Annotated in this window: 14 protein-coding genes and 2 pseudogenes; 13 read left to right on the forward strand and 3 right to left on the reverse strand. The window is 63.4% G+C overall.

The genetic code is table 11. The features are described 5' to 3' along the window. The first annotated feature begins 98 nt into the window (after positions 1-98). Together ACN0V4_RS21080 and scpB are read left to right on the forward strand one after the other, a co-directional pair. On the forward strand, positions 99-983 hold the full coding sequence (locus ACN0V4_RS21080; RefSeq protein ID WP_417679823.1) for a DUF1403 family protein: 885 nt from the start codon (positions 99-101) through the stop codon (positions 981-983). 2 nt (positions 984-985) lie between these two features. Then, positions 986-1,600 (forward strand): SMC-Scp complex subunit ScpB, encoded by a 615-nt coding sequence (gene scpB, locus ACN0V4_RS21085; RefSeq protein ID WP_417679825.1) that lies wholly within the window; start codon positions 986-988, stop codon positions 1,598-1,600. Positions 1,601-2,209: 609 nt separating this feature from the next. Here the strand turns inward: scpB and ACN0V4_RS21090 are convergent. Further along, positions 2,210-2,839 (reverse strand): FMN-dependent NADH-azoreductase, encoded by a 630-nt coding sequence (locus ACN0V4_RS21090; protein ID WP_417679827.1) that lies wholly within the window; start codon positions 2,837-2,839, stop codon positions 2,210-2,212. Positions 2,840-2,867: 28 nt separating this feature from the next. Then, positions 2,868-3,815: an alpha/beta fold hydrolase gene (locus ACN0V4_RS21095; RefSeq protein ID WP_082705043.1), complete on the reverse strand. Its 948-nt coding sequence runs from the start codon at positions 3,813-3,815 to the stop codon at positions 2,868-2,870. Positions 3,816-3,988: 173 nt separating this feature from the next. Between ACN0V4_RS21095 and ACN0V4_RS21100 the strand changes: the two genes are divergently transcribed. From ACN0V4_RS21100 to cysE, 10 genes are all read left to right on the forward strand, one after another. Beyond that, positions 3,989-4,612, forward strand: coding sequence for a CGNR zinc finger domain-containing protein (locus tag ACN0V4_RS21100; RefSeq protein ID WP_068241038.1), 624 nt, complete (start codon positions 3,989-3,991; stop codon positions 4,610-4,612). A 119-nt stretch (positions 4,613-4,731) separates the two neighbouring features. Continuing rightward, on the forward strand, positions 4,732-5,133 hold the full coding sequence (locus ACN0V4_RS21105) for an SRPBCC family protein (protein ID WP_417679829.1): 402 nt from the start codon (positions 4,732-4,734) through the stop codon (positions 5,131-5,133). Next, complete coding sequence (locus ACN0V4_RS21110; protein ID WP_417679831.1) at positions 5,130-5,942, forward strand: RNA polymerase sigma factor; 813 nt, start codon at positions 5,130-5,132, stop codon at positions 5,940-5,942. The genes ACN0V4_RS21105 and ACN0V4_RS21110 overlap by 4 nt, the downstream gene beginning before the upstream one ends. Before the next feature lie 343 nt (positions 5,943-6,285). Then, positions 6,286-7,068 carry a helix-turn-helix transcriptional regulator gene (locus ACN0V4_RS21115; protein WP_417679833.1) on the forward strand — a complete coding sequence of 261 codons (783 nt, stop codon included), beginning with the start codon at positions 6,286-6,288 and terminating at the stop codon, positions 7,066-7,068. A gap of 92 nt (positions 7,069-7,160) precedes the next feature. Next, on the forward strand, positions 7,161-8,117 hold the full coding sequence (locus ACN0V4_RS21120; protein WP_417679835.1) for an SMP-30/gluconolactonase/LRE family protein: 957 nt from the start codon (positions 7,161-7,163) through the stop codon (positions 8,115-8,117). A 19-nt stretch (positions 8,118-8,136) separates the two neighbouring features. Further along, on the forward strand, positions 8,137-8,430 hold the full coding sequence (locus ACN0V4_RS21125) for a DUF1330 domain-containing protein (RefSeq protein WP_068241032.1): 294 nt from the start codon (positions 8,137-8,139) through the stop codon (positions 8,428-8,430). Positions 8,431-8,590: 160 nt separating this feature from the next. After that, positions 8,591-9,199, forward strand: a complete 609-nt coding sequence (locus ACN0V4_RS21130) for a TetR/AcrR family transcriptional regulator (RefSeq protein ID WP_417679837.1) — start codon at positions 8,591-8,593, stop codon at positions 9,197-9,199. Further along, on the forward strand, positions 9,196-10,062 hold the full coding sequence (locus ACN0V4_RS21135; RefSeq protein ID WP_417679839.1) for an SDR family oxidoreductase: 867 nt from the start codon (positions 9,196-9,198) through the stop codon (positions 10,060-10,062). The genes ACN0V4_RS21130 and ACN0V4_RS21135 overlap by 4 nt, the downstream gene beginning before the upstream one ends. Further along, positions 10,063-10,395, forward strand: coding sequence for a putative quinol monooxygenase (locus tag ACN0V4_RS21140; RefSeq protein ID WP_068241026.1), 333 nt, complete (start codon positions 10,063-10,065; stop codon positions 10,393-10,395). It begins immediately after the preceding gene. A 234-nt stretch (positions 10,396-10,629) separates the two neighbouring features. Next, the gene (gene cysE, locus ACN0V4_RS21145) at positions 10,630-11,373 is read left to right on the forward strand and encodes a serine O-acetyltransferase (RefSeq protein WP_417679842.1); all 744 of its coding nucleotides are present in this window, start codon (positions 10,630-10,632) and stop codon (positions 11,371-11,373) included. A 152-nt stretch (positions 11,374-11,525) separates the two neighbouring features. Here cysE and ACN0V4_RS21150 read toward each other — a convergent pair. Next, positions 11,526-11,822 (reverse strand): annotated as a pseudogene (locus tag ACN0V4_RS21150) (integrase core domain-containing protein); the annotation flags it as partial. Positions 11,823-12,266: 444 nt separating this feature from the next. Between ACN0V4_RS21150 and ACN0V4_RS21155 the strand changes: the two are divergent. Beyond that, positions 12,267-12,655, forward strand: a pseudogene (locus ACN0V4_RS21155) (hypothetical protein); the annotation flags it as partial.

Below are 12,655 nucleotides of genomic sequence, written 5' to 3' on the forward strand. Positions count from 1 at the left end.
GATAATGCAAACTTATTGGACATAAAACGAACCGAAGGGTGGGGCGGTTAGAGTGCTATTTTCTGGAATAAAGCGCCGCGCTGATGTAGGCTGCAGGCATGACTTTTGGCCCGCCAGATCACATCAGCGACCTCGACACGTTACCCCGGATGCCCGTCTGGGTCACCTCCGCGCGCGCTGAAACCCTTGAAGATGTTGCGTTTTTGTCGGGGGCTGCTCTGAACCACCTGCATCTTGTGTTAGGACGCGCAGAGGTGCCCCAAGCCTTGTTGCGGGACCGGATCGCGCTGCGTGCGGCCGAGGCTTGTCTGGCGTTTTCTGGACGGTCGGAGCGGGCAGGGGAGTTGCGTGATGCGGTGCATCTGTTGCGTCCCGGCGATCTGCCTGGACCGGCGGGGGAGACCTATTTGCACTGGCGGCGCTCGGTTGAGTGGCCGGTGTCGATCAAGGCTCTGGATCGAGCCTTGCCGACCATCGAGCCGGGCCAGATTGCCGCGTGGCTCGATGCGGGGAAAGGGGCGCGGGTATGCCGTGGGGTGATGGTGCTTGAGACGGTGTTGACGGAGGCGCCGCGCACAGACGTAGCAGCGCTGATCCTAGCGGATACGGCCATCGCCCAAGCACTCGGTTGGGATCATCTGGTGCCGCTACTCGCCGCGGGCCTGAAGCGCGCCGACCTGCGCAAGCGTGGGGACGATTTGCGGTTCGCCTGTCACCGGGCGCTGATCTCCTCGGCGGTCGAGGCCGTGCGTCTCTCCACCGAGCTCGCGCGTCGGGCGGCGCATCTGAAAGCCGTCGCGCCAAAGCTGCGGGCGAAGGGGGCGGGGGAGGCCGTTGACATGTTCCTGACCCGCGATGCGGTGGCGCCTTCGGCCTTGCCCTTGCCGGACCGCGCTGCGCGGCGGCTCTGCGACCGGCTGGTCGAACTCGGCGCGGTGCGTGAGCTAACCGGCCGCGATACTTTCCGGCTCTACGGGGTGTAGCGATGGCAAAGGATCGCCCTGACCCCGAACTGGATCGCGAGCTGTCCGACCTGCCGCCGGAGCTGCGCTGGCGGGAATGGATGCGCCGCATCGAGGGGGTGCTGTTCGCCTCTGCCTCCCCTGTGCCGCGCGAAGATCTCGCCCGCGTGGTGGGGCAGGAGGCCTCGGTCGATCTGCTGGTCGAGGACCTTGCCGCCGATCTGGAAGGGCGGGCCTTCGAGATCGCGCAAGTTGCCGGCGGCTGGATATTCCGGACGCGGAGTACCTATGCGCCGGCGATCCGCGCCGCGGCGGATGTCGGGGACCAACTGCTCGATCTGAGCGAGTTCGACGTCGCGGTCCTGGCCGCCATCGCTTACCACCAGCCGATCACCCGTGACGGGCTCAAGGACATCTTCGGCAAGGAAATCAGCCGCGACTTGATCGGCCGACTGCATGCGCGCAACCTGATCGGGACCGGGCCACGGTCGCCTCGACGCGGGGCGCCCTATACCTTCGTCACCACCGAACAGTTCCTTGTCGCGTTTGGGTTGGAGAGCCTGCGCGATCTGCCCGATCGCGAGCAGTTGGAGGACGCGGGGGTTGTGGGCGCAGCGCCACAAGTCGATTTGGGCTAACGCGTTGGCGATGCGGAGCGTGAAGTCCACCGTTCTGCTTATCGTTTCACTTGCCGTGCAACGATTCATTCGCGTGCCAAGAAAGTTTTACGATTACAATGTGATAATCGTTTCAGGATTTGCAAACGAAGCCTCATGCATCTATTGGCGACAGGGTATTCCCTCCTTGTCGTTGTGGGCGGATTGTGTTGAAAAACTCCGGTTTTCGCGAAAATGGGTGAAAAATTTGTCCATAGAAGGCCTCTCCGAAAATTCGTCGAGGGGGTCGGTCTAAGATCAGCGTTGGCAATGTCCGACGCTCCCAGATGCTCCACAGGGCACTCGGCTTCAATTTGGCAGGAGCACCGAATTCTGGCAGCAAAATACAACCGCCAGATTTTCGGGTTTTTCAACACAATCGGCGGAAAGCGGCCCCGGAGGCTGCTGCACTGCAGACGCAGCAAACCAGTAATAGCGGTCGTTCGTGACGAAGCCCCGTGACAAGACCCCGGGGATGCATGGGCGTCACCTTGGTACATTGATGCCGTCGGGGGGGACACATCGTCAAAACCGCGCGACTGCCCCGGCACCGCCCCGGCGCAAAGATGCGCCGGGGCCATTCTTTTGCGATCACGCCTGACGCAGATGCAGATCCCGTGCGCGATCGAGCGCCTTCATCTGGTCCCCGGCCGGGTCTGCCGTCAGCAGCGAGGGCTGGAACCGCACGGTTTCGATCTTGGCCACCCCGATGAAATCGAGCCACCAGTCCAAATAGGTCGAATGGTGATCGGTGCCGTATTTGGCGTGTGCCCCCGGCGCATAGACCCCGGAGGTATAGAACACCCGCGCCGACTTGCCGCGCAGCAAGCCGCTGTAACCGGCCTCGGGATCGAATCCGAAGAGCAGGCCGGGCTGGGTGATGATGTCGATATATTGCTTGAGCTTGTAGGGGATGCCGCCGTTCCACATCGGCACCGAGAGCACATATTCATCCGCCTCGATAAACCGGTTTGTGACGGTGACCACCTGGTCCCAGGCGCTTTGGCGCGGCGCGTCCATATCGCCCACGCCGAAGAACGTCATCTTCGCCGCCGCCTTGTCCCCGTCGAATTCGGGCAGATCGGCGTGCCACAGTTCGAGCCGGTCGAGGTGGATATCCGGTTGCGCCATCTGACGCGCCGCAAGATAGGCTTCGGCCAGCTTGCCCGATTGGGACATCGCACCGCGCGGCGAGGCCGCGATATAGAGAATTTTGGTCATTGGGTTGCTCCTTTGGGTTGCAGGGTGATCACTGGGAAAAGGTGTCGCGGATCGCGGCGCCGATGTCCGGGGCGTGGGTTTCCAGCGCGAAATGGCCGGCGTCGAGAAGCCGCGTCTCGGCATCGGGCAGCAGCTTTTGCAGGCCGGTCACGGCATCCATGGTGAAGAACGGGTCATTCTTGCCCCAAACGATCAACGTGCGCGGCTGCGCGCTGGCCAGATAGGCCTGCCAGGCGGGGTAGGCAGCGACGTTGTCACGATAGTTCCACAGATACTCAAGCTGGATGGCATCGTTGCCCGGCCGGTCTAACCCGGTCTGATCGACGACCCAGGCATCGGGGCTCAACCTGTCGCGTCTTGTGCTGCCCTGCTCGTATTGCCAGCGCGTCGTCTCGGGCGCGAGGAACGCGCGGACCGGCGCCTCGGTTTCGGGCGTGCGCTCGCTCCAGTAGGGCGAGAGCTGCGCCACCACCTCCGAAGACCAGCCTTCGGCATGCACGGTGGCGTTCTGGAACACGAGGCCCGCGATGCGATCCGGATGAGAGACAGCAAGCCGCATGCCCACCGGACCGCCGTAGTCCTGCATATAGAGCGTGTAGTCCTCGAGCCCGAGAGCCTCGGTAAAGGCGTTCATGGTCTCGGCCAGGGTGGCGAAGTCATAATCATAGTGCTCTGCCGCCGGCGCCGATGACTGGCCGAAGCCGGGGTAGTCGGGGGCAATGACGTGATAGCTGCCCGCGATTTCTGGGATCAGGTCGCGAAACATATGCGACGATGCGGGGAAGCCATGCAGCAACAGCATGACGGGCGCATCCGGCGGTCCGGCTTCGCGGTAGGCGATCGAGAGGCCGCCAACGTCCGCGCTGCGGTAGCTCACAGGCCAGGAAGCGGGGTCGCCCGCGGCGGCGGCAGAGGCGAAGAGGGGCAGCGCAAGGGCTGCCGCAATGGAGAAGCGGCTCGAGGAAGATCGGGTCATGTTACACCGTTGATTGAGGTTCAAGGCTGGTTCGGTGACCCCTTGGTAACCGTCAAAAATGGCTTTATACAGTTACTTTATTGTGATGGGGCGCACGGAGTCGTAACTAGTGAAATGCGCTGAAACCGGTTATCAAGGCGAATCGCAGCCTTGCCTCGCAGACGGAGGAGCAGATGACCGAAGGCACAAGACCGGCGCCGTTCTTCATCGGCGAGAGCCCGGCGCTGGATTTCCTAAACAGCGTCGCGATGCCACGCTCCGTGCGCTACGACTGGCTGGAGACCGGCCCCGATCTGTTGGACTGGCTTGTCGCGGCGGGGCTTGCCTCGGAGGTGGAGCTGGCCCCGTTCCGCGAGGCGGCCGCCGCGCCTGCGCTGGAACAGGCACGGCAGCAGATCGTGGCCTTCCGCGAATGGCTCCGGCCCTTCATCGCAGAAGCCAGCGGCAGCGGGTTGAGCGATACGCGCCACCCCGTGATTGCCGAGATCAACGAGGTCCTCGCGCGCGGCGCGCGGTTCTTGCAGATCGCCCCCGCCCCGGAGCCCGACGGCGATCGTGCGCGACCGTTTATCCTGACCGATAGGCACCCGCTGACCGCCCCGCGCGATCTGATCGTCAGGCTCGCGGCAGCCGCTGCGCGCCTGATCGCCGAGGCGGATTTCCACTATGTGCGGAATTGCGAGGGGCCAAGCTGCACGCTTTACTTCCTCGACATCAGCAAGAACCACAAGCGTCGCTGGTGCTCGATGGAGGTCTGCGGCAACCGGGCCAAGGCGGCCGCCCATCGCAGGCGCTGACCGGCGTGCGGGCACCGCCGCAAGATTTCCGGACTTTCTTTGTCACAGACTCGCTTGCCCCCGCCTCTTTCTTAACATGCGGTCGGGACTGGCCCGGCGCAATTCAGCGAGGACGCAAGATGAAAACCCATGACGTGCAATCCATCAGCATCGCAAAACCCCGCGCGGAGGTGTTCGCCTATATCGCAAACCCGGCGAACCTGCCGGACTGGACCAATGCCTTCAAATCCGCCGACGCAGAGCGCGCCGAGCTGGTGACCCCGAACGGGGCGGTTCCGATCCGGCTGGAAACCCGCGCCTCGGCCGAGCAGGGCACGATCGACTGGATCATGACGTTCCCGGATGGCTCGGTCGGTGCGGCCTATTCCCGGGTGACCGAGGATGCGGGCAACAGCTCGATCTATTCCTTCGTCCTGATGGCGCCGCCGGTGCCGCTCGAGGCGCTGGAAGGCGCTTTGGAGGCGCAGAAAAAGACCCTCGCGACAGAGTTGGTGTCGCTGCGCAAGCGGCTCGAAGCATGATCCATCTGGACCCGGACCAGGTGAGCGCCGCGCGGCAAGGGGACCGCGCGGCGCTGGCATCCGTGGCGCAGTCCCTGCAGGGCCCGGTCTTCCGGCTCGCCCTGCGGATGCTGGCCCATCCCGCCGATGCCGAGGATGCCACGCAGGAAATCCTGATCCAGATCATCACCCATCTCGGCACGATCCGCGACGACCGGGCCGCCGGGGGCTGGGCGCTGAAGGTCGCCTCCCGGCACCTTGTCGGACAGCGCAAGCGCAGCCGGGTCGAGGCGATGCGGATGAGCTTCAAGGATTTTGCGGACGATCTGGACCAAGGTCTGGCCGACCCCGAAGACGATCCGGCCGACGCCGCAATCACCGCCATCGCGATTGAAGAGATCAAGGTGGGCTGCACGCTGGCGATGCTGACCTGTCTCAGCCGCACCCTGCGCATCGCCTATGTGCTGGGGGATATTTTCGAGATGTCCGACAGCGAGGCGGCGGAGGCGCTCGAGATTTCCGCCACAGCCTATCGGCAAAGGCTGAGCCGAGCCCGGCAGGAGGTCACGCGCTTCGTCAAGACCCATTGCGGGATAGTGGCACAAACCGCGGCCTGCAGATGCGAGAAACGCCTGACGGCGGCACGGGCGAACGGCCTGATCACCTTGGGCGCTCCGGCGTTCCCGCTGACCTCGCCGGCCTGCGACATCCGCGACCTGCGGCGGCGGATCAGGACATTGGAAGAGGGGCGCAGGACGGCCGCGCTCATGCGCTCGAACCCGGATTTTCCGACCAATGTCGGCGATCTGATCCTGGAGGCGATGAAGTAACGCCGCCAAGGGACGGCTTCCACGCCGGTCGGTCTGATCGCTCGAACGCTGGCGGCGTGCCTCCTCCAAGGCAGCGCGGCGGCTTGGCGCGCGCGGGGGAGGGGCATCACGCCTGCCCGCATTCGGCCAATTTTGCGCCTCAGACGGCCAAAGGCAAGCTTTGATCCCGGATCGCGCGCAAACCTGTTATAGATGACAATCGCACAGACGAGGACGCCCGGTGATGATCAAACAGACCATCTTGTCACGACTAGAGAGATCGATCACCACCGCCTTTCTGTCCGGTCAGACAGCGCGGGGGGTCTGGATCAATGGCTGCCAACAGGCGCAGACCATTACGAGAATGGATATCTCCGCCCCGATGCTGATGTTCCCGATCATCGGGCTCAAAAGGGTCGTCGCGGATCGGCAGACCTATGATGCCCATCCCGGGCAGGTTCTGCTGCTCCCCAAGGGCGTGCGATGCGATGCCGAAAACATTCCAGAGCGCGGGCAAAGCCGGTTTCTGGGCGCGTCGCTGGTCTTTGACCGGCAAACCACGGACCTGTTCGGCAAGATATATTCCGATGGGCTGAAGGACTGGGATCTGACACCGAAGTGGAAGGCCGCCGGATCAGAAGAGCTTTATTCCATCGTCGCGGACTGGATCACGCATGACCAGACCTATCCCGCAGACCTGACCCAGACCCGCCACCGGCTCGTCGAGATCCTCCTGATCCTTGCGCGGCAGGGTCTGGCCGGAAACCTTCTGATCTCGCGCGGGGAAACCCTGTCGGAGCGGATCACCCAACATTTCAAGACCGATCTGTCGCGCGATTGGTCCATGAAGGATCTGACCCGGGTCCTTGCGATGAGCGAGCGGACCCTGCGCCGCCGGCTGCAATCCGAGAACACCGGGTTTCGCGATCTGCTGGAGGATACACGACTCAATCAGGGGGTGGAGCGGGTCATTTCCTCTGACATGCCGATCGGACAGATCGCCTTTGACTGCGGTTACCAGTCGCAGTCGCGCTTTGCCGAACGGTTCCGTCTGCGATTTTCCATGAGCCCGACCGAGTTGCGCGCGACGCAGGGGCGGCCGATGGGCGAGCTGGTGACCCTGAACCCAGCGCGCGCGCGCAATTGACCGTTTGCGGCGCGCCCCTGACCATCCGCAGCGCGAAAGCCCCCCGTATATGGCCCAAGTCTTGTCCAGCAACTCTGGAAAGGACCGCTGTGATGTTCTCCCTCAAACCCCTCCTGTTCGCGGGCGCCGTGATCGCCGCCCTGCCTGCCCTGGCGATGGCAGAAACCGAAATTCCCCTGCCCGATGCCGCATTCGCGCCGGAAGGCATCTCGCATGACGCCGCGGGCAATCTCTATGTCGGCAGCCTGACGCAAGGAAGGATCCTCAAGATCTCGGCCACGCGGAGCATCTCTGAATTCGCGCCTGCCGGAGCAAATGGTCTTGTCAGTGTCGTCGGGGTCCATGTCGCGGGCGATGAGGCCTATGCCTGTTCGTCCGATCCGGGCGTCAGCGCATTGACGGGAACGGCCGTCCCGGCACTGACCGCCTTCGACACGCAAACCGGCGCTCCCGCGGGCCGATACCCGCTGCCCGAGGGGGGCATGTTCTGCAACGACATTGCCGCCTTGCCCGATGGCACGATCCTGGTCACCGACAGCTTTGTGCCCCGCATCTATGCCCTGGCCCCCGGCGCGGAACGGCTGGAAATCTGGCTCGACGATGCCCGTTTTGCGGGCGAAGGCTTCAACCTGAACGGCATTGCCTACGATGACGGGGCGGTTTTCGTCGCGCGCTACAACACCGGCACGTTGCATCGGATCGCGCTGGACGCAGAGGTGCGGGCCGGGGCGATCACGGATCTGACGATGTCGACGGAGATCCATGGCGCGGATGGTCTGACGGCCCTGGGCGGCGGCAGGTTTCTGATTGTCGAAGGCGGGGGATTGTCTGCGGGCGCGCGCGGTGCCCTTTGGGGCGCCACCGTTTCGGGTGCTGAGGCGCAGCTCGAGGTGATCGCAAAGGATCTGAACGTCCCGACGACGGCGACGGTCATCGGCCAGACGGCCTATGTCGTCGAAGGTCAGCTCGACCATCTGTTCGACCCTGCGGCAGGTGCGGCCGATCCCTACCGTATCCTTGCGATCGAAATGCCCGCAGACTTTCGATAATCCCGGAAAGGAATTAGCCATGACAACGCATGTTATCGTGCTCTCGAAACCGGACCCCGCCAAGGCGGACGGTGCCAGACGCTACGCGGACGCGGTCCAACCCCTGCTTAAGGCCGCGGGCGTCATCCCGACGCTGCGCGCGCCCGTTGCGGCGAGCGTGGCGGGCAAGACCACTCCGGCCACGGTGTTGGTTCTGGAGTTTGCCGACGCGGCCGCGGCGAGCGGGTTCTTTGATCAGCCAGCCTATCGGGACCTGATCCCGCTGCGGGACGACAGCTTCGCCCATATGGAAATCCATATCTTGGGCGGCTGAGCGATGATTGCGGTCCCGGCGCGGCACAGGGCCGCGCCGGGACCCGGCCACACCAGGCGGTGCCCTCGCAAGCGCGTAACGCAACTGTGAGGGCACCTTCTCTTTCAATTAATAAGAGACCGGTCTATTCATGAGTCTTGAGCAGCAGGAGCCCCCTGAAATGGCACGACCCAAAAGCGAGAAGACGCATCTGTCGCACCGAGAGAAACTCCTCGAGGCGGGCGAACGCGCCTTTCGGGAAACCAGTTTTTCCGAGAGCGGGATCAATGAGATACTGGCAGCATCGGGCGTGCCCAAGGGCTCTTTCTATCACCATTTCCCCTCCAAAGAGGCCTTCGGGATCGCGGTGGCCGATCGCTACAGCGAGGCGCAGCTCGCGACCGCGAAAACGGTTCTGGAGGACGCCTCGCTCCCGCCCATCGACCGCCTGCGCGCCTTCTTTGAGGGAGCCCGCACAGACATGGGGAACCGCAAATTCCAGCAGGGTTGCCTGATGTGCAATCTCTCGACCGAGCTCGCCGACGAGAAACCCGCGTTTCAGGCCGCGCTGGATGCGCATTGGCGCGCGCTGACTGCGGTGCTGGAAGACTGCCTTGCCAAGGCCGAGCTGTCCGAACTCGGCCTGCAACATCTCACGCCGGCACAGGCCGCCGACTGGCTCCTGAATTCCTGGAGCGGGGCGCTGACGCGGATGAAGGTCCGCGGCAACGACGAACCCCTCGCCCTCTTCATGCAAACGGTTTTCCGAACAAAGGACCTGCAGAAATGACCTCCAAAACCATCCTCATCACCGGAGCAAGTCGCGGAATTGGCCTGCGCACGGCCAAATCGCTCGCGGCGCGCGGCCACAGTGTCTATGCTGGAATGCGCGATCTGAACGGGCGCAATGCCGCCGCCGCGACCGAATTGGCGGCATTTCCCGAAGGTCGGATCGTGCCTGTCGAGCTGGATGTGACCGACGACGCCGGATGCGCCGCGGCCGTCGCGACGATCGAAGCTGAGGCCCCGATCGATGTGCTGATCAATAACGCCGGGATCATGCCCGTTGGCCTGACCGAGGCCTTCACGCTTGATCAGGCCAAGGACCTGTTTGACGTGAACCTCTACGGCATCATGCGGATGAACCGCGCCGTTCTTGGGCCGATGCGCGCCAGAAAGTCGGGCCTTATCATCAGCCTGAGCTCTGCCGCGGGTCGCTTCGGGATGCCGTATTTTGGCCTCTACTGTGCCAGCAAATGGGCGATGGAGGCGTATTGCGAGTCGCTGCACTACGAGCTCGAAACACTCGGGATCGAGTCGATTCTGGTTGAGCCCAGCGGCCACGGAACCGACCTTGTCACGACGGCCCCCGCACCGGCCGATGCGCCGCGCCTGCGGGAATATGGGGATCTGGCCAAGGGGCGCGAGCGTCTTCTGGGGATGTTTCAGGGCATGTTTGACCAAGGCGATGCGAGCACGGATGCCGTCAACGTCGCCGAGCGCATCGCCGATCTTGTGGACATGACCGCGCCCCGTCCGATCCGGACGCAAGTCGGCCAAGACATGGGGGTTAGGGCCGTGAACGATGCGGTTCTGCCGATTCAGGCCGAGCTCATCAAAGCTCTGAAACCGGTCTATCGGGGGGCTGTCTGAATGTCCGCCAGCACGCCCAAACTGTTTCTCTTCGCGGTGATCCAGACGAAGCCTGAGCATTTCGAGGATGCCAAATCCGCCTTGGATGCGCTCATTCCGCCGACTCTGACGGAGCCGGGGTGCCACCTCTTTTCGGCCTTCGTCAGCAAGGACCGCAGCAACACATTGCATTTGTTCGAGTGCTTCGACGATGAGGCGGCCCTGAACGCCCATTATGCGCAGGACTACACGGTGGAGGTTTTCAAGAAATATGAAACCTGGCTCGCCGCGCCTGTCGAGGTGACGAAGATGTGGGCGTCCTCGCCGGTGAGCTGGGCGCAGTTTCATGCGTAGCGTGACGCCCGGTGCAGTTCTCGGTGACGTTCCAGCTCGCGGGGCCTTCACCGGCCCCGCAAGCGGCTGGGGCCCTATGACCGCGACCTGCGGCCCGCGGTCGATGCCGTCTGACTTTGGTCCGGGCGTCAGCGGCCCGACGCAGTCGATTGACAGTCCGGGATGGGATCAGCCGTGCCAGTGACATTGAGAACGCCCCACGAGAGCCCGTCTCCCTCGCTCTTCGAGCAATGCGTGGCGCAGGCCAACCGGCTGCGCGCGCGCGAACCGATCCTGGCCCGGGTTCTTGCCCCCCTTGCGGAGGCATCATCCCTCGAAGGGATGCTGGCGCGGCACCTGTCCGCGGTCCTTCATGCGCCCGGCGTCGATATCCCCGCCCTGTCGGATCTGTTCGCCGAGGTCCTGCAGGCGCATCCGTCGATCACCGGCGCCGCCGTCGCGGACCTCGACGCCGCCTGCGATCGTGATCCGGCCTGCACCAGTCCCTTCCACGCCCTGCTCAATTTCAAGGGGTTTCAGGCGGTGCAGGCCCATCGGGTCGCGCATCACCTCTTGCAAGACAGGCGCGAGGACCTTGCCAGCTGGCTGTCAAATCGGGTCTCGGTGGTCTTGGGTGTCGATATTCACCCCGCTGCCAGGCTTGGACGCGGCCTTCTGATCGACCACGGGACGGGGGTCGTGATCGGCGAGACGACGGTCGTCGGCGATGATGTCTCGATCATGCAGAACGTGACGCTGGGCGGCACCGGCAATGAGACCGGCGACCGACATCCCAAGATCGCCGAGGGTGTCATGATCGGCAGCGGCGCCAAGGTTCTGGGAAATGTCACAATCGGCGCCATGAGCAAGGTTGCGGCCGGCAGTGTTGTCCTGAAGGACGTGCCCCCGAACACTACGGTCGCCGGGATTCCCGCGGAAGTGGTGCGATGGCACGCACCGTCGCAGATGCCATCGCAGGCGATGGACCAACAGATCTGACAGGGCGGCGAAATCGTCCTCGGGCCGGAGCAGTCTTCCGCCGCGGAATTCGCTGCCGGGCTTGGCCTTTCGTCGGTAGTGTCGCAAGGTTTTTGATGGGTGGATCGGATTGGTCCCTTGACCTGCTGCGCCAATGACCTGCCACAGGTCTTTCATCCAGCCGCGATCGGAGCCGGTTGCAGGGTGAGTCCTATTGGCGTGGGTTGAACAATCGCCCGGCGCGCGGAACTGTCATCACGTGCAACGGGACGGGCGATTGCGGTGGTCAGGTGCAGGGCGAAACCTGCAGGGGTTTGGTATCAGAGGGCCGAGTGAGGGCGTTCGGTGTTGTAGTCGGTCCCCCAAGCCGCGATCAGATCACGGGTTTGGACCAGGTTGCGAAACAGGGTATCGTTCAGAAACTCGTCGCGCATCCTGCCATTGATGGGGAAGATGGCCCCGCTCCTGAGAAGGGACCGTATACTGGTCCTACTTTGCAGAAGGAGCATTCCCTTGAACCCAGCCACCGTGGGCCTTGATCTGGCCAAGAACGTGTTTCACGTCCATGTCGCCGACGCGTCCGGCAGAACGCTCGACAGCAAGCGGCTTACGCGTCGTGAGCTTCTACCTTTCTTCGAGTCGTTGCCCTCTTGTCTGATAGGTATCGAGGCGTGTGCGACTGCCCACAACTAGGCCCGTCAGTTGCAGAGGCTCGGCCATGACGTGCGCCTAATTCCTCCAGGTTACGTCAAACCCTTCGTGCGGCGGGGGGCGAAGAACGACGCCACTGATGCGGCCGCCATTTGTGAAGCGGTGACCCGCCCCAACATCGCCTTGTCCCGACCAAATCGCGCGAAGATCAGGCATTCCTGATGCTGCACAGAGCCCGAGGGCTTCTGGTCCGACAGAGAACGATGGCAGCTTGTGCATTCCGGGCGCATTTGGCCGAATATGGAGTTATCGTCCCACAGGGTAGGCACCGGGTCGATGCCCTCGTCGCAAAGCTGGACGAGATACGAGAGGATCTACCGGAGGATGCCTGCTTCGCTTTGGATGCTCTCGTCGGGCAACTGGATGCGCTGAAACAGCAGATCGATGGGATCGACATCCGGTTAGCGGAGATCCACAAAACCAATTCGATCTGTCGCTTGCTTGCGACCATACCGGGGATAGGGCCGATTACCGCAACGGCCTTTGCCGCGACTAGCCTCACAGTGAGCGTCCGGAGGGTCCTGTATTGCAAACTTTTCCTGGTCAATTTCGCCGGGCGAGTCACGAACGTCCGGTTTGGAGAAGCTGCACC

The organism is Pseudodonghicola sp. (assembly GCF_048268305.1).
Classification (GTDB): Bacteria; Pseudomonadota; Alphaproteobacteria; order Rhodobacterales; family Rhodobacteraceae; genus Pseudodonghicola.